General features: G+C 69.8%; 20 protein-coding genes. 12 read left to right on the top strand and 8 right to left on the bottom strand.

Annotated elements, in window-relative coordinates; translation table 11 throughout:
- Window positions 1-17: 17 nt before the first annotated feature.
- The 4 genes from AC3RCE_RS03565 to AC3RCE_RS03550 all read left to right on the top strand — a co-directional run bounded on the left by AC3RCE_RS03565 (window position 18) and on the right by AC3RCE_RS03550 (window position 3,689).
- Window positions 18-1,607, top strand: a complete 1,590-nt coding sequence (locus AC3RCE_RS03565) for an ATP-binding protein (protein WP_492254546.1) — start codon at window positions 18-20, stop codon at window positions 1,605-1,607.
- Window positions 1,604-2,227: a response regulator transcription factor gene (locus AC3RCE_RS03560; protein ID WP_218340564.1), complete on the top strand. Its 624-nt coding sequence runs from the start codon at window positions 1,604-1,606 to the stop codon at window positions 2,225-2,227. Before AC3RCE_RS03565 ends, AC3RCE_RS03560 begins: the two co-directional genes overlap by 4 nt.
- A 185-nt stretch (window positions 2,228-2,412) precedes the next feature.
- On the top strand, window positions 2,413-2,910 hold the full coding sequence (locus tag AC3RCE_RS03555; RefSeq protein WP_369641308.1) for a GlcG/HbpS family heme-binding protein: 498 nt from the start codon (window positions 2,413-2,415) through the stop codon (window positions 2,908-2,910).
- An 86-nt stretch (window positions 2,911-2,996) separates the two neighbouring features.
- Window positions 2,997-3,689, top strand: coding sequence for an ankyrin repeat domain-containing protein (locus AC3RCE_RS03550; protein ID WP_369641307.1), 693 nt, complete (start codon window positions 2,997-2,999; stop codon window positions 3,687-3,689).
- Window positions 3,690-3,741: 52 nt separating this feature from the next.
- Here the strand turns inward: AC3RCE_RS03550 and AC3RCE_RS03545 are convergent, their stop codons facing one another.
- The 4 genes from AC3RCE_RS03545 to dbpA all read right to left on the bottom strand — a co-directional run bounded on the left by AC3RCE_RS03545 (window position 3,742) and on the right by dbpA (window position 8,043).
- On the bottom strand, window positions 3,742-4,560 hold the full coding sequence (locus tag AC3RCE_RS03545) for an amidohydrolase family protein (protein WP_492254545.1): 819 nt from the start codon (window positions 4,558-4,560) through the stop codon (window positions 3,742-3,744).
- 3 nt (window positions 4,561-4,563) lie between these two features.
- Entirely contained in the window at window positions 4,564-5,574 is a 1,011-nt protein-coding gene (locus AC3RCE_RS03540; RefSeq protein WP_492254544.1) for a tripartite tricarboxylate transporter substrate binding protein, read from the bottom strand.
- Between the two features lie 122 nt (window positions 5,575-5,696).
- Window positions 5,697-6,440 (bottom strand): GntR family transcriptional regulator, encoded by a 744-nt coding sequence (locus AC3RCE_RS03535; RefSeq protein ID WP_218340568.1) that lies wholly within the window; start codon window positions 6,438-6,440, stop codon window positions 5,697-5,699.
- 199 nt (window positions 6,441-6,639) lie between these two features.
- Window positions 6,640-8,043 carry an ATP-dependent RNA helicase DbpA gene (gene dbpA, locus AC3RCE_RS03530; protein ID WP_369641303.1) on the bottom strand — a complete coding sequence of 468 codons (1,404 nt, stop codon included), beginning with the start codon at window positions 8,041-8,043 and terminating at the stop codon, window positions 6,640-6,642.
- Window positions 8,044-8,182: 139 nt separating this feature from the next.
- On the opposite strand from dbpA, the gene AC3RCE_RS03525 reads away from it, so the two are divergent.
- From AC3RCE_RS03525 to AC3RCE_RS03515, 3 genes are all read left to right on the top strand, one after another.
- Complete coding sequence (locus tag AC3RCE_RS03525) at window positions 8,183-10,282, top strand: putative bifunctional diguanylate cyclase/phosphodiesterase (protein ID WP_492254543.1); 2,100 nt, start codon at window positions 8,183-8,185, stop codon at window positions 10,280-10,282.
- A gap of 66 nt (window positions 10,283-10,348) precedes the next feature.
- Window positions 10,349-11,830, top strand: a complete 1,482-nt coding sequence (locus AC3RCE_RS03520) for an AMP nucleosidase (RefSeq protein WP_218293092.1) — start codon at window positions 10,349-10,351, stop codon at window positions 11,828-11,830.
- 30 nt (window positions 11,831-11,860) lie between these two features.
- Window positions 11,861-12,997, top strand: a complete 1,137-nt coding sequence (locus AC3RCE_RS03515) for a GGDEF domain-containing protein (RefSeq protein ID WP_492254542.1) — start codon at window positions 11,861-11,863, stop codon at window positions 12,995-12,997.
- Window positions 12,998-13,024: 27 nt separating this feature from the next.
- On the opposite strand, the gene AC3RCE_RS03510 is transcribed toward AC3RCE_RS03515, so the two are convergent.
- Entirely contained in the window at window positions 13,025-13,651 is a 627-nt protein-coding gene (locus tag AC3RCE_RS03510; protein ID WP_492254541.1) for an FMN-binding negative transcriptional regulator, read from the bottom strand.
- Between the two features lie 72 nt (window positions 13,652-13,723).
- Window positions 13,724-14,530, bottom strand: a complete 807-nt coding sequence (locus AC3RCE_RS03505) for a helix-turn-helix domain-containing protein (protein ID WP_492254540.1) — start codon at window positions 14,528-14,530, stop codon at window positions 13,724-13,726.
- A gap of 109 nt (window positions 14,531-14,639) precedes the next feature.
- On the opposite strand from AC3RCE_RS03505, the gene AC3RCE_RS03500 reads away from it, so the two are divergent.
- Complete coding sequence (locus AC3RCE_RS03500) at window positions 14,640-15,581, top strand: ATP-binding cassette domain-containing protein (RefSeq protein WP_492254539.1); 942 nt, start codon at window positions 14,640-14,642, stop codon at window positions 15,579-15,581.
- Window positions 15,582-15,737: 156 nt separating this feature from the next.
- Here AC3RCE_RS03500 and purT read toward each other — a convergent pair whose 3' ends face one another.
- A complete protein-coding gene (gene purT / locus AC3RCE_RS03495; protein ID WP_218293087.1) occupies window positions 15,738-16,940 on the bottom strand; it encodes a formate-dependent phosphoribosylglycinamide formyltransferase in 1,203 nt (400 codons plus the stop codon).
- 233 nt (window positions 16,941-17,173) lie between these two features.
- Between purT and AC3RCE_RS03490 the strand changes: the two genes are divergently transcribed.
- Window positions 17,174-17,749 carry a DUF3455 domain-containing protein gene (locus AC3RCE_RS03490; RefSeq protein ID WP_492254538.1) on the top strand — a complete coding sequence of 192 codons (576 nt, stop codon included), beginning with the start codon at window positions 17,174-17,176 and terminating at the stop codon, window positions 17,747-17,749.
- 86 nt (window positions 17,750-17,835) lie between these two features.
- On the opposite strand, the gene cynS is transcribed toward AC3RCE_RS03490, so the two are convergent.
- Complete coding sequence (cynS, locus tag AC3RCE_RS03485; RefSeq protein WP_492254537.1) at window positions 17,836-18,279, bottom strand: cyanase; 444 nt, start codon at window positions 18,277-18,279, stop codon at window positions 17,836-17,838.
- A 142-nt stretch (window positions 18,280-18,421) separates the two neighbouring features.
- Here cynS and AC3RCE_RS03480 point away from each other — a divergent pair, with 142 nt between their 5' ends.
- The 3 genes from AC3RCE_RS03480 to AC3RCE_RS03470 are packed head-to-tail and all read left to right on the top strand — an operon-like array spanning window position 18,422 to window position 21,139.
- Window positions 18,422-19,276, top strand: coding sequence for an ABC transporter permease (locus AC3RCE_RS03480; protein WP_369641296.1), 855 nt, complete (start codon window positions 18,422-18,424; stop codon window positions 19,274-19,276).
- A gap of 16 nt (window positions 19,277-19,292) precedes the next feature.
- Complete coding sequence (locus AC3RCE_RS03475) at window positions 19,293-19,787, top strand: hypothetical protein (RefSeq protein WP_218340577.1); 495 nt, start codon at window positions 19,293-19,295, stop codon at window positions 19,785-19,787.
- The gene (locus AC3RCE_RS03470; protein WP_492254536.1) at window positions 19,784-21,139 is read left to right on the top strand and encodes a GAF domain-containing protein; all 1,356 of its coding nucleotides are present in this window, start codon (window positions 19,784-19,786) and stop codon (window positions 21,137-21,139) included. Before AC3RCE_RS03475 ends, AC3RCE_RS03470 begins: the two co-directional genes overlap by 4 nt.
- Window positions 21,140-21,142: the final 3 nt, after the last annotated feature.

The following is a 21,142-nucleotide window of genomic DNA, read 5'->3' as shown; positions in this document are numbered from 1 at the left end:
CATGCCAGAATCGGCGCATGACCAGGGCATGGCGCCGCCGTTTCGCGCGGGTTCATTTCACCGGCCTGCTGCTGTGGGCCGTGGTGGCCTGCGCGGGCGCGGGCTGGCTGGTTCACGCGCGCCTGCAGCAGCTGCGGGAGGCCTTCGAGACCGATGCCCGCATCGTGCACCGGCTCCTGAGCCAGCGCGTGGTGCAGCACGACGCGGTGATGGCCACCCTGGCCCTGCTGCAGCCTCCGGAGCCAGGCGCCACCCCGGATGCCGCGCGCGCCATCGAAGAGGCCACGGCAGCCTCCCCGCTGCCGCGCCTGCCTTCGGTCTACCCGCAGATCCTTTCCGTGCTGCAGCGGCCTGCGGGGGGCGCATGGCCCACCGCGCTGCAGCCGGCCCTGGCGGCCGCCGAGGCCGCATCGCGCCAGTCAGGCCATGCCGAAATGGCACTGCCCGACCTGCCTGCGGGCCGCTACCACCTGGTGCTGGCCAGCACCCCCGCAAGCTATGCGCTGCAGATTGACCTGCGCATGACCATCCCCCGGGACGAATGGCCGATGGCCGTGGACAGCAGTCCGGTGCGCGTCACGCTCGCCCAGGGCGGCACGGCCTTCGTCGTGCAGCCGGGCCGCACGGGACCGGGCCGCTGGGGCCTGGGCTGGTCGTATGGTTTTCACAAGCTGCTCGCGGCGCCGAGCCAGCCCCTGGATGTGGTGGCGCAGCGCCATGTGGGCCTGCGCGAGCTTCCCTGGCTGGGCATGCTGGGCTGGTGCGTGCTGACCGCCGCGCTGTGGGCGGCGGGCCGGGCGCTGTGGCGCCAGCGCATTGCGCGCCAGCGGGCGGAAGAGCTGCTGCGGCTCGGCCAGGTCGCCCGCCTGAACACCCTGGGCGAGCTGGCCGCGGGCATGGCCCACGAGCTGAACCAGCCGCTCACGGCGCTGCTGTCCAGCACCCAGGCCGCGCAGCGGCTGCTGGCGGACGACCCGCCGGATCTGGAGACGGCCCAGACAGCCATGGCGCGCGCGGTGGAGCAGGCCCGGCGTGCCTCCACGGTGGTGGGCCGCCTGCGCCGCCTGGTGGAGCGACCCGACCTGTCGGCGCAGGCCCAGCCGCTGCACCTGGCCACGGCGCTGCAGGATGTGCTGCACCTGCTGGAGCCCGAGCTGGCGCAGCGCGCCATCGCGGCCGAGGTGACGGTGGCGCCCGACCTGGCGCCCGTGCTGGCCGAGCCCGTGGCCTTGCAGCAGATCATCCACAACCTGCTGATGAACGCCATGCAGGCCATGGAGCAGGTTCCCCCCGCCGAACGCCGGCTCACGCTGCGGCTGTCGGCGCGGGATGGCACGCGGATCGCCCTGTCGGTTCGCGACCACGGCCCCGGCGTGCCGCCCGAAGCCCGCGAGCATCTGTTCGAGCCCTTCTACACCACGCGCTCGGGCGGCCTGGGGCTGGGCCTGACACTGTGCGAAAGCCTTGCCCAGGCCATGGGCGCCAGCCTGGAACTGGCCCCTGCGGCGCCAGGCAACGCCGCCGCCCAACGCGGCGCCGAGTTCGTGCTGGTGCTGCCCGCGGCGCCTGGCACCCCTGCCGCCGCGCCACCCTCTCCGCAGCCATGAGCGACAGCGCCACGTCCCTTTCCCCCCTCATTCACCTGGTGGACGACGACGCCGCCGTGCGCGACAGCCTGGGCCTGCTCATCAGCACCGTCGGGCTGCGCGTGCAGACCTGGGCCGACCCGCATGCCTTCATGGCCGGGTTTGACCGGGCCAGCATCGGCGCCATCGTGCTGGATGTGCGCATGCCCGGCATCAGCGGCCTCGCGGTGCTGGAGCAGCTGCTGGCGCAGGGCGTGGACCAGCCGGTGGTCCTGCTCACCGGCCACGGCACGGTGGAGATGTGCCGCCGCGCCTTCAAGACAGGCGCGGCGGAGTTCCTGGAAAAACCGGTGGATGACGAGGTGCTGATCGAAGCCCTGCAGAACGCCGTGCGCCAGCATGTGCGTTCGCGCGAACGCCACCAGGCCGACCAGCAGGCCCGCGAGCGCTACGCCCAGCTCTCGGGCCGCGAGCGCGAGGTGCTGGGCCTCATCGTCGAGGGCCTGACCAACAAGGAAATCGGCCGGGTGCTGGCACTCTCGCCCCGCACGGTGGAAACCCACCGCGCCAACCTGTTCGCAAAGCTCGGGGCCGAGTCGCTGGCGCAACTGATCCGGCGCTACGCAGCCCTGGTGCAATAGCCAGCCCGCGGGCTGCGGATGCGGCCTTCATCCCGCCCACCGCCTGGCGGGCACTGCGTAGTTCTACGGAGGCTCTGGCGTAGGCGTACGAATGGCCGGAATCCACGCCGTTTCCTACAGTTCTCCCACGGCGCCACAACGGGTGGCACCGGACCCGAAACCACCGAACGCCCACGGAGAACACCATGCAGAACCCCCTTGCCAAAGCCGCCGCCCTCACCCTGTCCCTGGCCGCCTGCGCCGCTGCCAGCGCCGAAGGCGTGCGCACCGAAAAGAACATCTCGCTGGACCTGGCCAACCAGATCGCCGCCCACACCGTGGCCGCGTGCACGGCCTCCGGCTACAACGTGACCGCCACCGTGGTGGACCGCGCCGGCACCGTGCGCGCCGTGCAGCGTGCCGACAACGCCGGCCCCCACACCCTGGAAGCCAGCCGCCTGAAGGCCTACACCTCGGCATCGGCCAAGAACACCACGCTGGCCATCATGGAAGGCTCGCAGAAGAACCCCGCCGCCGCCAACCTGGGCCAGATCCCCGGCTACCTGCTGCTGGGCGGCGGCGTGCCCCTGAAGGTGGGCAATGAAGTCATCGGCGCCGTGGGCGTGGGCGGCGCGCCCGGCGGCCACCTGGACGAGCAATGCGCCATGGCCGCCATCGCCAAGGTGGCGGACCAGCTGAAGTAAGCCCACAGCGCAGCGCCCCGTCCTGGGGCGCTCGCCCGCTGCGCAGACACCCGCCAAAGCACCACGAACCGCTGAACGGACACGCCATGAACCGACACACCGCAATGCCCCTGGCCCTGGCCGCGGCCCTGCTGCTGGCGCAGCCCACCCAGGCGCAGATGGCGCCCACCGCGGCGCAAACGGCGGCCTACCAGGGCCTGCACGCCGCCGCCGCGCGCGGCGATGTGGGCATGCTGCAAAAGCTCGTGGCGGCACGCGCCGATGTGAATGCCCGCGATGCCCACGGCCGCACGCCGCTGCACGTGGCCACGTTCGCCCGCCAGCGCGATGTGATCCGGCAGCTGGTGCAGGCCCGGGCCGATGTGAATGCGCTGGAGAACGACCGCTACGACGCCGTGACCATCGCGGCGGTGGCGGACGACGAAGACACCCTGCGCCTGCTGCTGGCCCTGGGCGCCCGCGCCGGGCAGGTGACGAGCCGGTACGACGGCACGGCACTGATCGCCGCGGCCCACCTGGGGCACGACGGCGTGGTGCGCCAGCTGATCGCCGCCGGCGCTCCGCTGGACCATGTGAACAACCTGCACTGGACGGCGCTGATCGAGTCCATCGTGCTGGGCGACGGAGGCCCGCGCCACCAGGCCACGCTGCAGGCGCTGCTGCAGGCTGGCGCCAGCCATGCGCTGACCGACCGGCAGGGCAACACGCCGCTGCAGCTGGCCCGCCAGCGGGGCTTCAGCGAGATGGTGCGGATGCTGGAGGCCGCGGGCGCCAGGTAGGTAGCCAGCGGATGCGGGATGCACCCGTGCGGGCGCACTGCCCCCACCCACTTCAGCGGTACAGCGCTGCGCCCGCCATGCGCACCCTGTCGGCGCGTACCGCGCCCAGGGCATTCACCACCGGCTCCCACACACTCGCGTAGGCGGGCATGGAGTCCGGTGCAAATGCGGTATGCGGCCAGTCCGAACCCCACACCAGCCGCTCCCCCGCCAGCCCGGCCACGCGGCGGATCGCATCGTGCAGTTCGGCGTAGGGCGCCGCGGCCTGCAGGCGGTACCAGCCTGACAGCTTGATCCACGCCCCCAGGCCGGCCAGCCTTGCCAGCGCCTGCCAGGCCGCATCGTCCCGCGCCAGGGCGGCATGCATGCCCGCCAGGTGGTCCAGCACGCAGGGCAGGCCCGTTTGCGCATGCAGCTGGGCGATCTGCGCCAGCTGGGCAGGCGCCGCATACCACTGCACATGCCAGCCCAGCGCCTTCAGGCGGGGCGCCAGCGACTGCATGGCCTGCGCCCCGTTGCCCACCGGGGACACCAGATTGAAACGCACGCCGCGCACGCCCAGCGTGTGCATCGTCTGCAGCGCGTCATCGGCAATGTCGGTATCCACCACGACCACCGCGCGGTGCCGACCCGGCTCGCGCGCCAGGGCCTCGAGCACAAGCCGGTTGTCGGTGCCGTACACGCTGGGCTGCACCAGCACGAGGTGCCCCACGCCCAGCCTCGCGGCTTCGGCCTCAATGCGTTCGAGGGGCTGGTGCGCGGGCTGGTAGTGCCCGGCCTGGACCGGGGCGGCGGCATCAAAGACATGGACATGCGTGTCCCATCCCTCCGGGACATCCCGCAACGGCGCGGAGGGGGCCAGCGCACCCATGGGTCAGCCCACCACGATCTTGCGCTCGCGGATGACCTTGCCCCATTGCGCTTGCTGGGCCTGGATGAACCTGCCGGCGCTGGCCTGGGTCGCGTCGGGAAAGGCATCGCCGCCCAGCGCGCGGATGCGGCCCAGCACCTCGGGGTCGGCCAGCGCCTTGCGGATGGCGTTGACCAGCTGCGTGCGCACCTCGGGCGCAATGCCCGCCGGGGCCAGCACCGGATTCCATTCCAGCACTTCGTAGTCGGCCACGCCGGCCTGCGCCATGGTGGGCACATCCGGCAGCGATCGGGCGCGCAGCGCACTGGTTACCGCCAGCGGCCGCAGCTTGCCTGCCTGGATGTGGCCCAGGGACGAGGCCACATTGGCAAAGAACAGCGGCACTTGGCCGCCCATCACGTCGTTCATGGCAGGGCCGCCCCCACGGTAGGGAATGTGGGACAGCCTCACGCCCGTGCGCTCTTCAAACAACGCCCCGGCCAGATGCTGGGCCGAGCCATTGCCGGACGACGCATAGGCCACGTCCTCGGGCTTGGCCTTGGCGCGCGCGATGACTTCCTTGACGGAATTGACACCGAAGCCCGGGTGGCACACCAGCACGTTCGGAAAGGTCGCCAGCACGGCCAGCGGCACAAAGGCGGTGTTGCTGTCGTAGGGCAGCTTGGGATACAGCGATGGATTGACGGCGAACGACGACGCATCGAGCAGCAGGGTCGTGCCATCCGGCGTGGCGCGGGCCACGGCCGATGCGGCCAGCTGGCCGCTGGCGCCGGGCTTGTTGTCCACCACCACGCCTTGCCCCAGCGCTTCGGCCATGCGGGGCGCGATGATGCGCGCCATCAGGTCGGCGCCGCCGCCTGCGGGGTAGGAGACGACCAGGGTCATGGTGCGCCCGCCCCCCACGCCCGCAGCGTGGGTGCGCACCCAGGGCGCTGCCAGCGTGACACCCACGGCAGCCAGCGCCGCACGACGCGACAGATCTGGTGAATTCAGAGGATCGGATAGATGGTGCATACGGGTCTCCTTGGTTTCGTCTTCAGTCGTTCATGGGAGTGCGCCTGAAGCGGCGCGCCCCAGGCCGGCAGGCGCAGCGGCACGGGCCTTGCCAGGCCCGTGGCACCGCACAGGGGTGCCGTTCATGTAATGGTCACGGTGTAGTGAAAGGCGTGGGCATCGCCGCGCGTGGTGCGCCATTCGATGCAGCGCCCGCCCAGGTCGTAGGCGGCCCGTTGCACCACCACGCCCGGATGGCCTGCGGCCAGCCCCAGGTGGACGGCCTGCGGGGCTGTCAGCATGGCAAAGCCAATGTCGTCCACGGCCCGGTGCACATGCACACCGCAGCGGCGCGCGAACATGGGGTACAGCAGGTCGTCCCACTCGGCGGTGTTTCCTTCTGCCAGGGGCGCAAACACATCCAGCGGCAGCCACATGTCTTCCAGCAGGCAGGGCTGGTCGGCCAGCAGGCGCAGGCGCTGCAGCCGCAGCACCATCTCGCCCGTCGCCAGGCCCAGCCTGCGGGCCACGGCAGCCGGGGCCGCCATGCGCTGGCGCGACAGGATGCGCGAGCGCGGCATTTCGCCGCCGCCGCTGTCAAACCGGAAAAACCGCAGCATCGAGGCGCCGGCAATGCCCTGGCGCACAAAGGTGCCCCGGCCGTGGATGCGCTCCACCAGCCCTTGCGCCACCAGGAGTTCCAGCGCACGGCGCATGGTGCCCAGCGCCACCTGGTGCTCCGTGGCCAGCAGGCTTTCTGCCGGCAGGGCCGAGCCGGGCGGCCATTCGCCGGCCACCACGCGGGCACGCAGTGCAGCCGCCAGGGCGGCGTACCGGCTCAGGCCCGGGGAGGAATCCAGCGCCACGACTTTTGAATGGGAGATCATGGCAAAGAACTATAGTCCTCTATAGGTCTTTGCACAATAAGTGAATACCACAAGCACGGCGGCGGATGCCCAGGCTTCGGAATGGGGGTCCCGTTGCGGACGATCAGCTACCCACAAAAAGGAGCAAAAAAAACCGCCGGACAAGGTCCAGCGGCATTTGCCATCCTGAGGGGGGGGGTGCCCGCTCGGCAAGCCGCCATCAATCCATCACCAGGCGGGCTTTCACGGCCTTGCCCTTCACCCGGCCCTGGTTCAGGCGCTGCGCGGCCTGGGCGCCGATGGCGCGGTCCACCGCCACGTAGGTGGAGAAGTCGTTCACGTTGATCTTGCCGATCTGCTCGCGGGTGTAGCCCATCTCGCCGGTCAGCGCGCCCAGCACGTCGCCCGCGCGGATCTTCTCCTTGCGGCCGCCGATGATCTGGATGGTGACCATGGGCGGCACCAGCGGGCCGCTGCCCGCGGGCGTGAGCTCCGCCACCGGGAACCAGCGCGACTCCCGGCCCTGCAGCACCTCGATCTTGCCCACGCTGCCCATCTCGTCCAGGCTGGCCAGGTTGAGCGCCAGGCCCTCGGCGTCGCCCCGGCCCGTGCGGCCGATGCGGTGGATGTGCACCTCGGGGTCGGGCGTCACGTCCACATTGATGACGGCCGCCAGGTTGGCGATATCGAGCCCGCGCGCCGCCACGTCGGTGGCCACCAGCACCGAGCAACTCCTGTTGGCGAACTGCACCAGCACCTGGTCGCGCTCGCGCTGCTCCAGCTCGCCGTACAGCGCCAGCGCGCTGAAGCCCTGCGCCTGCAGCACGCCCACCAGGTCGCGGCACTGCTGCTTGGTGTTGCAAAAGGCGATCGACGATTCGGGCCGGAAGTGGTTGAGCAGCTGGGACACCGCGTGCAGGCGCTCGCTGTGCTTCACCTCGTACCAGCGCTGCTCGATCTTGCCCTCGGCATGCTGGGCCTGCACCGTGATCTGCACCGGCGCCTTCATGAACTGGGCGCTGAGCTTGGCGATGCCCTCGGGGTAGGTGGCCGAGAACAGCAGGGTCTGGCGGGCCGAAGGGCACTGGCGCGCCACGATGGCGATGTCGTCGAAGAAGCCCATGTCGAGCATGCGGTCGGCCTCGTCGAGCACCAGGGTGTTGAGCGCTTCCAGCGAGAGGTGCTGGCGCTCCAGGTGGTCCATCACGCGGCCGGGCGTGCCCACGATGATGTGGGCGCCGTGCTCCAGGCTCAGCGTCTGGGCGCGCAGCGGCACGCCGCCGCACAGGGTCACGACTTTGATGTTCTCTTCCGCGCGCGCCAGGCGCCGGATCTCGGTGGTCACCTGGTCGGCCAGCTCGCGCGTGGGGCACAGCACCAGCGCCTGCACGGCGAAGCGGCGCGGGTTGAGGTTGGCCAGCAGGGCCAGGGCGAAGGCGGCGGTCTTGCCGCTGCCGGTGCTGGCCTGGGCGATCAGATCCTTGCCCAGCAGCGCGGGCGGCAGGCTGGCCGCCTGAATCGGAGTCATTTGCATGTAGCCCAGCTGCTGCAGGTTGGACAGCATGGCAGGGCTCAGGGCCAGCGTGCTGAAGTCAGTGCCGGCTTGGTTTTCTTTGGAGGTCATGGCCCGATTATCCCGCCCGGGGTATCCGGGCAACTACCTTGCACGCGCGCAAGGTCTATCGGCTATAACGGAAGAACGTGCTGGCGATCTCCACGGGGCCGCGTGCAGACCGCCACACCTTCTCAGCACCGGGTGGGACATGCCAGATTCAATCAACGCAGCCAACGCCCCTGGCCAGGGGGGCTCCAGCGACTCGCTGCTGCGCCTGATCGCCGATTCCGTGCCCGCATTGATGGCGTACTTCGACCTGCCCGGCCTGCGCTGCCAGTTCGCCAACCAGGGCTACGCCGCCTACAACGGCCACACGACCGAATCGATCCTGGGGCTCACGGTGCAGGAAGCCATTGGCGACAAGGCCTGGCAGGTGATCCAGCCGCATGTGGAGCGCTCCACGCGCCGCGAGCACGTGAAGTACACGCGCGAGCAGATCCTGCCCAATGGCGAGACGCGCATGATCGAGGTCAACCTGATCCCGCACTTCGGCGCCGGCTCGCAGCAGCTGGGCTCGTTCGTGCTGATCACCGACATCACCGAGCGCTGGCGCGCGGAACGCCAGGTGCGCCAGAGCGAAGAGCGCATGCGCAAGTTCACCGAGGCCACGGACGAGGCCATCGTGTTCCACCGCGACGGCATCATCACGGACGGCAACGAGGCGCTCACCCGCCTGGTGGGCTACGGGCTGCAGGAGGTGCTGGGGGTCTCGATCTTCCACTTCATCAGTCCCGAATGGCGGGCCGTGGCGCTGGACTACACCCGCAGCGGGCGCGAAGACCCCTACGAAGTGACCATCCGCCACAAGGACGGGCATGCCATCCCCGTCGAGGTGGTGGGCAAGACCATGCCGCTGCACCATGCGGACTACCGCATCGTGGTGGTGCGCGACATCACCGCGCGCAAGCAGGCGCAGGAGCGCGAGGCCTTCATCGCGCTGCACGACACCCTCACGCAGTTGCCCAACCGGCATTTCCTGATGGAGCAGCTGTCGCAGGTGCTGTCGCTGGCGCGCAGGCGCCACGGCCGCGCGGCCGTGCTGTTCGTGAACCTGGACCATTTCAAGACGGTGAACGACTCGCTCGGCCACCACGCGGGCGACCAGTTGCTGTGCAACGTGGCCGAGCGGCTGCGCCAGGGCGTGCGCGATGCCGACGTGGTGGCGCGGCTGGGCGGCGATGAGTTCGTGGTGGTCCTGACCGACGTGCAAAGCCCCGATGACGCCGCCAGGGTGGCCGACAAGCTGCTCGACTCCATGCACGGCGTGTTCACGCTCGACCAGGTGCCGCTGACCGTCTCGCCGTCCATCGGCATCAGCCTCTTTCCGGAGCATGCCGCCACCGGCGACGCGCTGCTGCGCTGCGCCGACGCGGCCATGCACCACGCCAAGGAAAGCGGCCGGGGCAACCGCCAGTTCTACGAACCCAGCATGGAGGCCAGCGCCATCGATGTGCTGCAGCACGAGCGGCTGCTGCGCGAGGCCATCGTCCACAACGCCTTCGTGCTGCACTACCAGCCCCAGATCTGCCTGGAAGACGGCTCGCTGCGCGGCTTCGAGGCCCTGGTGCGCTGGCGCCATCCCCAGCGCGGCCTGGTCGGGCCGGATGAGTTCATCACCTTCTCGGAATCCCGCGGCCTCATCACCCCCATTGGCCGCTGGGTGATGCGCGAGGCCTGCCGCCAGCTCCGGGAGTGGCAGGACCAGGGCTTGGCCATGGTGCCGGTGGCGGTGAACCTGTCGGCCCTCGAATTCCGCCAGCGCGACGTGGCGGGCGAGATCGCGGCCATGCTGCACGAGACCGGGCTGGCAACGCAGTACCTGGAGATCGAACTCACCGAATCCGTGCTGATGCACCAGACGGGCCAGGTGCTGGACACCCTCAATGCCCTCAAGGCACTCGGCGTCGGAATCTCCATCGATGATTTCGGCACCGGGTACTCATCGCTGGCCTACCTCAAGCGCTACCCGATCGACAAGCTCAAGATCGACCGCTCCTTCGTGGTCGACACCCCGGACAACGCCGACGACGTGGCCATCGTCACCGCCATCATCCAGATGGGCCGCAGCCTGCAGATCAGGACCGTGGCCGAGGGGGTGGAGACACAGGCGCAGGTGGATCTGCTGGCGGGCCTGGGGTGCGACCTGATCCAGGGCCATGTGGTGTCGGTGCCCCGGGACGCCGCGTCCATCCTGCGCTGGATGCGCGACTTCCACGGCCTGGAGCCCCTGCTGGCGGTCAATTCCTGAGGCCCTCCGCGGCCCCGGCGCCAGCCCGTCACACAAACACGTTCCCGGCTTGTGGACAATAGGGGCATGCCCCTCATTCCCGACTTCATCGCCCCCACCCGCCACACCGACCCGGCCGAAGCGCTGGCCCAGGTGCAGCGCATCTACCAGCAACAGATCGGCCACCTGCGCGATGCCATGCAGCGCTTCGTGGCGGGCGAGACGCCCGAAAGCGCGGTGCGCGCGTTCTATCCCTTCGTGCGGGTGCACACCACCACGGTGGCACGGGCGGATTCGAAGCTGGCCTACGGCTTCGTGGAAGGCCCCGGGCGGTACGAAACCACCCTCACCCGCCCCGACCTGTTCGCCAACTACTACGCCGAGCAGTTCCGCCTGCTGCGGGCCAGCCACAACGTCGAGCTGGAGGTGGGCACCAGCGCGCACCCCATCCCCATCCACTTCTCGTTCGCCGAGCACGACCACATCGAGGGCACGCTCACGGCCGAGCGCCGCATGCTGATGCGCGACGTGTTCGACCTGCCGGACCTGGCGGCCATGGACGACGGCATCGCCAACGGCACCTGGCAGGCGCGCCCAGGCGAGGCGCAGCCGCTGTCGCTGTTCACCGCGCCGCGCGTGGACTACTCGCTGCACCGCCTGCGCCACTACACGGGCACCGCGCCCGAATGGTTCCAGAACTTCGTGCTGTTCACCAACTACCAGTTCTACATCGACGAGTTCGTGCGCCTGGGCCACGCCGAGATGGCCAGGGAAGACAGCGAGTACGTGGCCTTCATCGAGCCCGGCAACGTGGTCACTCGCCGCGCGGGCCTGCCCGCGCAGCCGGGCGACGAGCTGGGCATCGCCCCGCCGCGCCTGCCGCAGATGCCCGGCTACCACCTGGTGCGCAAGGACGCGAGCGGCATCAGCATGGTCAACATCGGCGTGGGGCCGGCCAACGCCAAGACCATCACCGACCACATCGCCGTGCTGCGCCCGCACGCGTGGATGATGCTGGGCCATTGCGCGGGCCTGCGCAACAGCCAGCAGCTGGGCGACTATGTGCTGGCCCACGCCTACGTGCGCGAGGACCACGTGCTGGACGAGGAGCTGCCGCTGTGGGTGCCCATCCCGGCGCTGGCCGAGATCCAGATGGCGCTGCAGCAGGCCGTCGCCGACGTGACGCGGGTGCCGGAGGACCAGCTCAAGCGCATCATGCGCACCGGCACCGTGGCCAGCACCGACAACCGCAACTGGGAACTGCTGCCCGACAACATGCCCCAGCGCCGGTTCAGCCAGAGCCGCGCCGTGGCGCTGGACATGGAAAGCGCCACCATCGCGGCCAACGGCTTTCGCTTCCGCGTGCCGTATGGCACCCTGCTGTGCGTCTCCGACAAGCCGCTGCACGGCGAGATCAAGCTGCCGGGCATGGCCAACCACTTCTACCGCGAGCGCGTGGACCAGCACCTGCGCATCGGCATGCGCGCCATCGAGATCCTGCGCAACGGCGGCGTGGACAGGCTGCACAGCCGCAAGCTGCGCAGCTTTGCCGAAGTCGCCTTCCAGTGACGACAAGAAAGAAGCAGCGCCCCGTCTCCCATGCCCCTGGACTTCCTCACGCTCATGGCGGCGATGGCCGTCAACCTGTTCATGATCTCGGCCGTCCTGCCGCTCATCATGGGGCGGGATGTGAGCCGCGCCGCACGCCACGTGCAGGCCAGCATGCTGCTGCAGGCGCTGGCCTGGGCCGCCATCATCGCGTCGTCCTCGCTATGGGACCGGGCGCTGTCCACGCTGTCCATCGCATGCAACGCCGCTGCCCAGTGGATGCTCTACCGCGCGCTGGAAGAATGGCTGGGCCCTCGCCCCCTGCGGCGTGTGCTGCTGGCGCTGGTGGTGGCCGCGCCGCTGGGCTACACGCTGGGTTTTGACCACTACGCCTGGCGCGTGGGCTGGGCCAACGGGCTGATGGCGGTCATCCTGTGCATCGTGGCGCGGGCCACGCTGTACCCGCTGGTGCTCGCCGACGTGCGCTGGCGCAGCCTGCTCCTGGGCTGCCTGGCCACCTCGGCCGCCTTCACCCTTGCGCGCGGGCTGCTGGGCGCCTTCACCGACGAGTACCCCAGCTTTCGCACGCCGCACCCGGTCAACCTGGCCGCGGCGCTGGCCACCAACGTGAGCCTGGTGCTGGGCACCGTCGCCGTGCTGGTGGCCTGGCGGTACGAGGCAGAGCAGAAGCTGCGCACGCTGGCCATGACCGATGGGCTCACGGGCCTGCTCAACCGCCGAGGTTTCACCACCCAGGGCGAAAACCTGCTTTCGCATGCATGGCGCCACCGGCTGCCGCTCACCGCGCTGATGCTGGACCTGGACCACTTCAAGCAGATCAACGACACCCACGGGCACGACGCGGGCGACCGTGCGCTGCAACTGTTTGCGCGGCTGCTGGGCGACACCTGCCGCAGCGGCGACCTGATTGCGCGGCTCGGGGGCGAGGAGTTCGGCGTGCTGATGCTGCACAACACGGCGTCGGCGGGCGTCTCGTTCGACCGGCGCCTGCGCCACAAGCTGCATGACGCCAGCGCGGCAGAACTGGGCTTCATCCTGGACTACAGCGCCGGCATGGCCGTGCTGCAGCCCGGAGAATCCAGCCTGGCGGCCCTGATGGCACGGGCCGACAGCGCGCTCTACGACGCCAAGGCCACGGGCCGCGGCCGGCTGACCGCCGCCACCTGAAGACCACCTCCGGGCAACGGCAGGCGGTCAGGGAACGATCAGCGCCGCGACATCGTGCGCCGCCCCCTGGCGCTCCAGCGCCAGGTGCGCGACGAGGCTGGACCGGTCCGCGGGCGTGCGCTGCTGGGACAGGAAGCGCTTGCCCTCGAGGCGGGTGACTTCGATCTCGAAGCCCCGCAGATGCAGCGCCGCCTCGTCGATGAAGGCGGGCGAGGCATCGTGCAGGGACCACGGCTGCGCGCGGTGCGCCTCCTGGGACGCCGTGAGCGCGGCAAGGTGGTCCCTCATCCAGCCGCCGTCGTCGACGAAGCGGATTCGCCCCCTGGCTTCCACCGCCACATAGTTCCAGCTGGGGGCCAGGCGCGCGCTGCGCTGGCCGTTCACGTACCAGCGCGGAGAAATATAGGCATTGGGACTCTGGAACACCGCGAGCACCTCCGCGCCCTGCGGGACAGACCGCGCCAGCGTGTGCATGCGCGCCACATGGCCCTGAAGCAGCCCCAGGCCGCCGCCTTCGGCCAGCAGCAGAAGCGGAAGCAGGTGGGCCTCCAGGCCCGCGTGCGCCGCCGCGACCACGGTCGCCAGGGGGTAGGAGCGCACCAGGCCCTGCAGTTCGCGGACATCGTCGATGGAGAAGAGGGATTGGCTGTACATCGCACGGGCTCAAAAAAGAGGGAAGTCTGGCCGTTGCGCACGCGCGCGTCTTGAAGGTTTCGGCCAACGCCGTCAGGGCAAGCAGGGCGCCCGCCGGACCAGCGGCGCCGGTGCCGGCGCGGCGGGCGTGAAGCCCCCGTAGCGGCGGAACTCGCGGGTCATGTGCGCCTGATCGGCATAGCCCGCCGCCAAGGCGACCTCGCCCAGCGAAGGGCGGCCGGCCTGCAGCAGGTCCATGGCGCGCTGAAAGCGCAGGATGCCCGCCAGGCTCCGCAGGGGCAAGCCCGCCACCGCCGCCATGTCCCGGCGCAGCGTGCGCGAGGAGGGTACGGCCCAGCCGCCACCGCCTTCCTCCACGGTCTGGCCCTGCCGCACCATCTGCTCGATGGCCGCGAGCGCCCGACCCTGGGCCGCTGCCACCGAGGCCCGGGCCGCCAGCGCGCGGGCGGTGGAGCGCAAGGCCTGCTCCACGCCCCGCAGCGTGCGCGCCTGCAGCAAGGGGTTGGTGGCACAAGAAGGACCCAGCATCCGCGCGGCCTCGGCGCCGAAAACCGTCCGGTTGCGCAGCGCCCCGGGCGCCGTGCCCAGGCAGGCGCCGCCCCAGCCCATGTGAAAACGCACCCCAAGGACGACCGTCGCGGCGCGCAGGCTCACGAACGCGGGCTGGTCGGCGGGGCCCGCGATCACCGGCCAGACGGACGCCACCATGCCATCGGGCCGCAGGGCGCAATGCACCACCAGGTCCATCCTGCCGTCCGGCAGCACCAGTTGCCGGCCTTGGGCCGCCGCGTCGTAGCGCCAGACGGCTTCGATCCGGGTCGCATCCAGGGCGTCCAGTGGCAATTCGACATAGCTGGTATCGGCGGGGCTGGGTTTCATGGTGCAGGCAGGATGGCGCATTTCTCGTTCAAAGGGGCGGGCGCTCTGCGGGGGGGCGGCCATCATCCGCCGCGCGGCCCGGGGTGCCAGCATGGCACACAATCAGGCCATGACCGCACTCTTCGAAGCCCTGCAACTGCGCAAGCGCTATGGCAACACCACCGTGGTGGACGATGTCTCCTTTTCCATCGCTCCCGGCGAATGCCTGGGCGTCATCGGCCCGAACGGCGCGGGCAAGACCACCACCATCCGCATGTGCCTGGGCCTGACGGCGCCCGACGGCGGTGCGGTGCACTTCACACCCGGGCCGTGCGGCGCCCCGCTGCACATGCCGCGCGATGCCCTCGCCATCAAGGCCCAGCTGGGCGTGGTGACCCAGTTCGACACCCTGGACCCCGACTTCACCTGCGCCGAGAACCTGCGCGTGTTCGGCCGCTATTTCGGGCTCAAGGGCCCGGTGATGGACGAGCGCGTGCCGCGCCTGCTCGACTTCGCGGCGCTCACGCACAAGGCGAACGCCAAGCCGGGCGAACTCTCGGGGGGCATGAAGCGGCGCCTGAGCCTGGCCCGCGCACTCGTCAACGACCCGCGCCTGCTGCTGCTGGACGAACCCACCACGGGGCTGGACCCGCAGGCCCGCCACCTCATGTGGGAGCGCCTGCAGTTGCTGCTCCAGCAGGGCAAGTCCATCCTGCTGACCACCCACTTCATGGACGAGGCCGAGCGCCTGTGCTCGCGCCTCCTGGTGCTGGACCACGGCAAGAAGATCGCCGAGGGCCGCCCGCGCGAACTGATCGCGCAGCACCTGGAGCCGGACGTGGTGGAAGTGTTCGGCGTGGGCGCCGTGGCGCTGGCCGAGAATGCCGCCCTGCGGGCCCTGGCGGCGCGCGTGGAGATCAGCGGCGAGACGGTGTTCTTCTACACCCAGAACGCAGGGCCCCTGCTGCAGGCGCTGGGCGCGCACCCGCACCTGCGCACCCTGCACCGGCCGGCCAACCTGGAGGACCTGTTCCTCAAGCTCACGGGGCGGCAGATCCGCGAGGATGGCTGAACTGAAGTCTGGATCAGTGCACTCCGGTGCGCCACGCTTCACGCAACGGCGAAAACTGACACAGCGCAAGCCGGTGCCACCGTGGAACTGGCTTTGCCAGGCCACGGGTGGCGTCCCCCTCCCGCGAAGCGAGACAGAGGGAAGGCGCGAAGCGGCTCAGGGGGTGCGTGGTTTCACCTTGCTGGCCGCCAGCTTGGCATTGGTGCGCGCCGTTTCCACCTCGGCCGCACGCGCCAGTGCCACGCCCATGCGGCGCTTGGCAAAGCTCTCGGGCTTGCCGAACAGGCGCAGGTCGGTGCCGGGCACGGCGAGGGCCTCGTCCACGCCGTCGAACACGATGCCCTGGGCCTCCACGCCGCCGTAGATGACGGCGCTGGCGCCGGGGTTGCGCAGGCTGGTATCGACTGGCAGGCCCAGGATGGCGCGGGCGTGCAGCTCGAACTCGCTCTGGTGCTGGGTGCACAGCGTGACCAGGCCGGTGTCGTGCGGGCGCGGGCTCACCTCGCTGAACCACACCTGCTCGCCCTTGACGAACAGCTCCACGCCGAACAGGCCCTGGCCACCCAGGTTGTCCGTGACCGCCTTGGCGATCTGGCGCGACTTCTCCAGCGCGGCCGGGTGCATGGGGTGGGGCTGCCAGCTTTCCACGTAGTCACCGCTCACCTGCACATGGCCGATGGGGTCGCAGAAGCTGGTGGCGATCTGGCCGTCAGCCCCCACCGAACGCACGGTGAGCTGGGTGATCTCGTAGTCGAAGTCGATGAAGCCCTCGACGATGACACGGCCATGGCTCACGCGGCCGCCGGCCATGGCGTAGTCCCAGGCCTTTTGCACGTCGGCCGGGCCGTCGATCTTGCTCTGGCCCTTGCCGGAGCTGCTCATCACGGGCTTGACGATGCAGGGGTAGCCGATTCCGGCATCGATGGCCGCCTGCAGTTCCTCAAGCGAGTTGCAGAACTTGTACGGGCTGGTGGGCAGGCCCAGCGTCTCGGCGGCCAGCACGCGGATGCCTTCACGGTCCATGGTCAGGCGCGCGGCGCGGGCGGTGGGGATCACGCGCACGGTGCCGGCGGCTTCCAGCTCTTCGAGCATGGGCGTGGCGATGGCTTCGATCTCGGGCACCACCAGGTGGGGTTTCTCGGCCTCGACCAGGGCCTTGAGCTGGGCCGGGTCGCTCATCGTGATGGTGCGCTGGTGGTGGGCCACCTGCTGGCCGGGGGCGTTCTCGTACCGGTCCACGGCGATAGTTTCCACACCCAGGCGCTGCAGCGCGATCAGCACCTCCTTGCCCAGCTCGCCCGAGCCCAGCAGCATGACTTTGGTGGCATGGGGCGACAGCGGGGTTCCGAGGGTGGTCATGGGAGGCTTTCCAGAAAAAAGTGAGGACGGGCGGCAGAAAGGGTCGTGAAGCCGCGGCGATCGGCCAACTTTAATGCACGGGTTGCGCGCCCCGCCACCCCGGCCACAGGGCGTGCGGACTATTTTTTGCGCCGGGTGGATCCAGGCGGCGCTGGCGCGCGTACTCCCAGGGGCAGCAGACCGTTCTTGGGACCGCTGCGCTTTTTCAACCCACTGAAGAAAAGGGAAATACCATGCACACCCAGCCATTGCGCTCCCGTTTCGCGGCCCTGACGGGCGCACTTGCCGCCACGGCCCTGCTGGCCGCCTGCGGGGCGATGAAGCAGCCCACCCCCAGCCCCATGTTCTCGCAGGACAGCCTGCCGGACGCCATCAAGGTACCCGCCGGCAACCGGGTCGCCATGGAAACCGTGGGCGTGGGCGACATCACCTACGAATGCCGCGACAAGGCCAACGCGCCCGGCCAGACCGAATGGGTGTTCGTGGGCCCCAAGGCGGTACTGAACGACCGCAGCGGCAAGCAAGTGGGCACCTACTACGGCCCACCCGCCACCTGGGAGTCGGCCGATGGCTCCAAGCTGACGGCCACCCAGTTGGCCGTGGCGCCATCGGGTGCAGGCAACCTGCCCTACCAGCTGGTCAAGGCCCACCCCGCCATGGGCGGCGGCGCGATGGCAGGTGTGACCTTCATCCAGCGCGTGGCCTTGAAGGGCGGCGTGGCGCCTGCCTCGCCCTGTGCGGCCGCCAACAAGGGCGAGCGCCAGAGCGTGAAGTACCAGGCCGACTACATCTTCTGGAAAGCGGCGTAGGCCGCTGCCCGCCCCGCCGCGCCCCGCTCCGCGCATCCATCCGCATTGCGGGGCCAGCGCGGGGGGGTAGGGATTGATGGCACGCCCTAGTACTGCTTGTACGGCAGGAACTTGCCCGACAGCACCACCTTCACGCGGTCGCCCTTGGGGTCGGCCTCGCGCGTGATGTCCATGCTGAAGTCGATGGCGCTCATGATGCCGTCGCCGAACTCCTCGTGGATCAGTTCCTTGATGGTCGTGCCATACACGCTCACGATCTCGTACCAGCGGTAGATCAGCGGGTCGGTGGGCACGGACGTGGGCAGCGAGCCCTTGTAGGGCACGACCTGCAGCCACTTCTGCTCCTCGGCCGTGAGGCCGAAGATCTTGCCCAGCACCTTGGCCTGCACGGGCGATGCGGTCATCTGGCCCAGGCACAGGGCGGTGGTCCACTCCTTGGACTGGCCGACCTTCCTGGCAATGGCATCCCATTGCAGGCCCTTGGCGACCTTGGTGCTGATGATCTTCTCGGTGACGTCGTTGCGGTTCATGGGGGCTCCTTGGGGGCGGGTGTCGGATCAGTGCGCTATGGCACGACCGCAAGCAATGCCCGTGCCTGCCGGTCCCACGGGCCCGTGGGGCGGTGGACACGGCCACCTATCCACCCCCGGCCCGACACAGCACAATAAGCCCATGCAATCCGTATCCCCCTCCACGGCAACCGCTGCCGCCCCGCCCCTTGCCTCCGTCTGGCGCGCGCCCAGCCTCTCGGCGCGCTGGTGGCCCGTGTTCCTGCGAAACCTGCTGGTCTGGCGCAAGCTGGCCATCCCCAGCCTGGTGGGCAACATCGCCGAGCCGCTGATGTGGCTGGTGGCGTTTGGCTACGGCATGGGCGCCCTGGTGGGACAGGTGAACGTGGGGACGGCGGGCGGCGCGACGACGCAGGTGCCGTACATCCTGTTCCTGGCCAGTGGCTCGATCTGCATGAGCGCGATGAACGCCGCCAGTTTCGAGGCGCTGTACTCCGCCTTCTCGCGCATGCATGTGCAAAAGACCTGGGACGGCATCATGAACGCGCCGGTGCGGCTTGACGACGTGGTGCTCGCCGAAATGCTGTGGGCCGCCTTCAAGGCGCTGTTCACGGTGACGGCCATCCTGGGCGTGATGCTCGCGCTCTCCATCAGCCACAGCCCCAAGCTGCTCGTGGCCTGGCCGGTGCTGCTCTTCGTCGGCATCATGTTCTCCAGCATCGCGCTCATCTTCAACGCGCTCGCCAAGGGCTACGACTTCTTCACCTACTACTTCACGCTGGTGCTCACGCCCATGATGTTCCTGTCGGGGGTGTTCTTCCCGCGCGAGCAGCTGCCGCCCATCGTGCGCGCCATCTCGGACTGGCTGCCGCTGACCAATGCGGTCGAGCTGGTGCGGCCCCTGTTCATGGACCAGTGGCCTGCCAATGCGCTGCGCCACGGGCTGGTGCTGGTGGTGACCACGGTGGTGGCCTTCTGGGTGGCCCTGGCGCTCACGCGCAGGCGCTTCAAGGCCTGAACCGGCGGCACCCGCCATGGCCCTTCCCCCGCTGCTGGATCCGGACCGCATGGCCATGGTCGCCAAGGGCGTGTCGGCCATCGTGGCATCGTGCAACGCCCAGCTGCAGCCGAGCATCATGCGCGCGGTCGGCTCCCACATCAGCGCGGACGGGCATCAGGTCACCGTCTTCCTGCGCCGCAGCCAGTCGCGGCAACTGCTGCAGGACATTGCCGAGACAGGGCAGATCGCCGTCGTCTTCAGCGAGCCGTCCACGCACCGCACGCTGCAGCTCAAGGCCAGCCGGGCGGTGCAGCGCCCGGCCGCCGCCGCCGACGCGCCGCTGCTGGAGGCGTACCTGCGCTCCATGGAACACGAGGTGGGCCTGGTGGGGTACGGTCCGCGCTACGTGGGCGCGATGCTGGCAGCGCCGCTGGCGGACGTGGTCGCCGTCAGCTTCACGCCGGCCAGGGCCTTCGACCAGACACCGGGGCCGCGCGCGGGCGCCGCGCTGCCCGCGCCGCAGCCATGAGCCAGTCCCTCCTGTCCCTGCACACGATCCGCCCCTGCCTGGAAGGAGCGATACCGGCCGTCATGGCCACCTGCGACGCCGATGGAACCCCCAACGTCGCCTACATCTCGCAGGCGGTGTACGTGGACGAAGGGCATGTCGCCCTGTCGTTCCAGTTCTTCAACAAGACGCGCCAGAACATCCTGCGCAACCCCCGCGCCTCGGTGCTGGTCCTGGACCCGCGCACGGCCAGCTTCTACCGCCTGCACCTCGTCTACCAGCGCACGGAAGCCACGGGCCCGGTGTTCGAGAGCATGCGCGCGCAGCTGGCGGGCATTGCCTCGCACGCGGGAATGGCGGGCGTCTTCGAACTCAAGGGGGCCGACATCTACGCGGTGGACCGCATCGAATCCGTGGCGGGCGAGAGCCTGCCTCCGCCAGCGCCGCGCCCCGGCATGCTGCACGCGCTGCGGGCCTGCAGCGAGCGCATGGCCCGCTGCACCGCGCTCGACGAGCTGCTGCAATGCACCCTGGGCGCATTGCGCGAGCAGCTGGACATCGAGCACGCGATGGTGCTCCTGCTCGACGCGCCTTCCAGCCAGCTCTACACGGTGGCCAGCTGCGGCTACGCAACCTCGGGCGTCGGATCGGAGATCCGCCTCGGCCAGGGGGTGATCGGCGTCGCGGCCCAGGAAGGGACACCCGTGCGCATCAGCCATTTCACCAATGCCGCCCGCTACAGCCACGCCATCCGCGAGAGCCTGGATGCCCATGCCGGCACCAGCGATCCCCAGCCCGCCCGCGGCCTGGACATTCCCTACCCGGGCCTGGCCCAGCCGCACAGCCAGGTGGCGGTGCCCCTGATGTCCGCCGGACGCCCGCTGGGCGTGCTGTTTGCCGAAAGCCCCCAGGACATGCGCTTTGGCTTCGAAGATGAAGACCTGCTGGTGGCCATTGCGGGCCAGCTGGCTGCCGCCATCGACCTGCTGCAGGCAGCGCCCGATGCGACCGAGCCCCTGCCCGCCCCCGCTGTAGCAACGCCAGTGAGCGGCAGCGCGCTGCGGGTGCGCCACTTTGCGGCCAATGACAGCGTGTTCATCAACGACGACTACCTGATCAAGGGCGTGGCAGGAGCCATCATCTGGAAGCTGCTGCGCGACCACCAGCACACCGGGCGCGTGGACTTCACCAACCGCGAACTGCGGCTGGACCCCACCCTGCGCCTGCCCGATGTGGCCGACAACCTGGAGGCCCGCCTGCTGTTGCTGCAGCGCCGCCTGCAGGAGAACTGCCCGCACATCCATATCGAAAAAACAGGGCGCGGGCGTTTTCGGCTGTGCGTGCTGCGCCCCGTGGTGCTGGAAGACGCCTGACGC

This window comes from Acidovorax sp. GW823-FHT05D11, assembly GCF_058795695.1.
This window is presented reverse-complemented; position numbering and strand designations above follow the sequence as displayed.

Coding starts and splice junctions, on each gene's coding strand:
- AC3RCE_RS03555 (WP_369641308.1), top strand. CDS start 2,413: ATGCAGAACCCCCTTGCCAAAGCCGCCGCCCTCACCCTGTCCCTGGCC.
- cynS (WP_492254537.1), bottom strand. CDS start 18,279: ATGAACCGCAACGACGTCACCGAGAAGATCATCAGCACCAAGGTCGCC.
- AC3RCE_RS03535 (WP_218340568.1), bottom strand. CDS start 6,440: ATGATCTCCCATTCAAAAGTCGTGGCGCTGGATTCCTCCCCGGGCCTG.
- AC3RCE_RS03500 (WP_492254539.1), top strand. CDS start 14,640: ATGACCGCACTCTTCGAAGCCCTGCAACTGCGCAAGCGCTATGGCAAC.
- AC3RCE_RS03470 (WP_492254536.1), top strand. CDS start 19,784: ATGAGCCAGTCCCTCCTGTCCCTGCACACGATCCGCCCCTGCCTGGAA.
- AC3RCE_RS03475 (WP_218340577.1), top strand. CDS start 19,293: ATGGCCCTTCCCCCGCTGCTGGATCCGGACCGCATGGCCATGGTCGCC.
- AC3RCE_RS03565 (WP_492254546.1), top strand. CDS start 18: ATGACCAGGGCATGGCGCCGCCGTTTCGCGCGGGTTCATTTCACCGGC.
- AC3RCE_RS03505 (WP_492254540.1), bottom strand. CDS start 14,530: ATGAAACCCAGCCCCGCCGATACCAGCTATGTCGAATTGCCACTGGAC.
- AC3RCE_RS03525 (WP_492254543.1), top strand. CDS start 8,183: ATGCCAGATTCAATCAACGCAGCCAACGCCCCTGGCCAGGGGGGCTCC.
- AC3RCE_RS03510 (WP_492254541.1), bottom strand. CDS start 13,651: ATGTACAGCCAATCCCTCTTCTCCATCGACGATGTCCGCGAACTGCAG.
- purT (WP_218293087.1), bottom strand. CDS start 16,940: ATGACCACCCTCGGAACCCCGCTGTCGCCCCATGCCACCAAAGTCATG.
- AC3RCE_RS03540 (WP_492254544.1), bottom strand. CDS start 5,574: ATGCACCATCTATCCGATCCTCTGAATTCACCAGATCTGTCGCGTCGT.
- AC3RCE_RS03515 (WP_492254542.1), top strand. CDS start 11,861: ATGCCCCTGGACTTCCTCACGCTCATGGCGGCGATGGCCGTCAACCTG.
- AC3RCE_RS03550 (WP_369641307.1), top strand. CDS start 2,997: ATGAACCGACACACCGCAATGCCCCTGGCCCTGGCCGCGGCCCTGCTG.
- AC3RCE_RS03520 (WP_218293092.1), top strand. CDS start 10,349: ATGCCCCTCATTCCCGACTTCATCGCCCCCACCCGCCACACCGACCCG.
- AC3RCE_RS03490 (WP_492254538.1), top strand. CDS start 17,174: ATGCACACCCAGCCATTGCGCTCCCGTTTCGCGGCCCTGACGGGCGCA.
- AC3RCE_RS03560 (WP_218340564.1), top strand. CDS start 1,604: ATGAGCGACAGCGCCACGTCCCTTTCCCCCCTCATTCACCTGGTGGAC.
- AC3RCE_RS03480 (WP_369641296.1), top strand. CDS start 18,422: ATGCAATCCGTATCCCCCTCCACGGCAACCGCTGCCGCCCCGCCCCTT.
- AC3RCE_RS03545 (WP_492254545.1), bottom strand. CDS start 4,560: ATGGGTGCGCTGGCCCCCTCCGCGCCGTTGCGGGATGTCCCGGAGGGA.
- dbpA (WP_369641303.1), bottom strand. CDS start 8,043: ATGACCTCCAAAGAAAACCAAGCCGGCACTGACTTCAGCACGCTGGCC.